Below are 1,532 nucleotides of genomic sequence, written 5' to 3' on the forward strand. Positions count from 1 at the left end.
AAGGTAGCCATGAGCTATGAGCCATTAGCTATTAGCCAGGAGCAATTGGCAATTAGCCATTAGCAATTAGCTATTAGCTATTAGCGGTTGCTATATTTTGCCTTCTCATCCCTATTTGGGCAAGGGCTCGAAGATTGGGGTACTACGGGCTACAACGGCCGAGAATAGAGCCTCATACTGATTCAAAGCTTCCTCAAACCCATAGTGCTCGACGGCATACTTTCTACCTTGCTGACCCAAAGCTTCCACCTGAGCGGGATGAAGATATAACTCTTGAATCGCCTCTGCTAAGGCCTGGGGGTCTTCAGGAGGCACTACAACACCACCACCACTCTCCAAGACTGCTTTATTTGCCGTACCTGTTTCTGGCACCGAGGCCACAATTGCCCGGCCAGAAGCCAGAATTACTTGGATTTTCGAGGGCATATTAAAATTAGTAACGCGCAGCTTTTGCACTACCAAACTAACATCAGCAGCCGCTAACATCTGGGGTAATTTTTCTCGCGGCTCAAAGGGTAAGAGCAAAACATTAGGAGCTTTATAAGTATCGCAGTCCTTCTGTAATTCCCCTAATGCTGTCGGTTCTCCCACAATTACAAAAGCAATTTCAGGGATATGTTTTAAACGAGCTGCGGCCTTAACGACTGTTTGCAAACCTTGAGTCAGAGCAATATTGCCGCAGTAAAGCACAACAAATTTGCCTGTGAGTTGGTGAGATTCCCGGAAGGGGTTATTTTCTTTGGGTAAAGGCCCGATGAAATTGACATCAACCCAATTAGGGATACAAACAATTTTATTAGGAGCTACTCCCTGAGAAAGTAATTTTTCAACAAATCCATCAGCGATTACGCTAATCTGAGTAGCTGTGCGATAAGCAAATTTTTCCAAAGTGTCGGCGATCCGAATCAGCAAGCTATCTTTTTTCACCAGACCAACACGCACGGCTGCTTCGGAAACGATATCCTGAACATTGAGAATGATGGGACAGGCGCGAAACCCTCCGTAAATGGCAACTGGGACGCAAATCGGCAAAGGGGGTACAGTTGAGAAAATGACATCAGGTCGCCAACCGTTGAAAGCTTGGAAGAAACTGGAAGCCACAAAGCTACCGTCGAGTAAGAGTCTATCTAGCAAGGTGGGATGGGGGCCGTTGATCCGCACGTAGCTACGCTGAATTTTGACACCGTTTCTCTCTTCGGTCAGGTAGCACTTGCCTTGATATTGTTCATAAATCCGGCGCTGCGGATAGTTGGGCATACCTGTGACTACCCGAACTTGATGGCCTCGCTTGACTAAACCCTCTGCTAGTTCTGTCATCAAGGGAGCAATGCCTATGGGTTCTGGGTAGTAGTTATAGGAATAGATCAAAATACGCATAATTTTAAGTTTGAAGCAAATGTTTCCTGCCTAATCAACGGAGACAGATGCACCCAGTTAATTATTGTGGACTTACCCTGCTTCCTGTTTTCTCTAGAGGCTGTTGAATCTATATAGCATTTCTGCGGTAGATGAGGTACACCTGCTGGCGGTTA

1 protein-coding gene is annotated in these 1,532 nt (G+C 46.1%); it reads right to left on the reverse strand.

The annotated features are described in order from the left end of the window. Positions 1–111: 111 nt before the first annotated feature. Positions 112–1,377, reverse strand: coding sequence for a glycosyltransferase family 4 protein (locus OSCI_RS13230; RefSeq protein WP_007355477.1), 1,266 nt, complete (start codon positions 1,375–1,377; stop codon positions 112–114). Between the last annotated feature and the right edge of the window lie 155 nt (positions 1,378–1,532).

Source organism: Kamptonema sp. PCC 6506 (genome assembly GCF_000180455.1).
Classification (GTDB): domain Bacteria; phylum Cyanobacteriota; class Cyanobacteriia; order Cyanobacteriales; family Microcoleaceae; genus Kamptonema; species Kamptonema formosum.

Bases quoted from the DNA above. Each gene is read 5' to 3' on its own strand.
- OSCI_RS13230 (WP_007355477.1), bottom strand. From the start codon at position 1,377: ATGCGTATTTTGATCTATTCCTATAACTACTACCCAGAACCCATAGGC.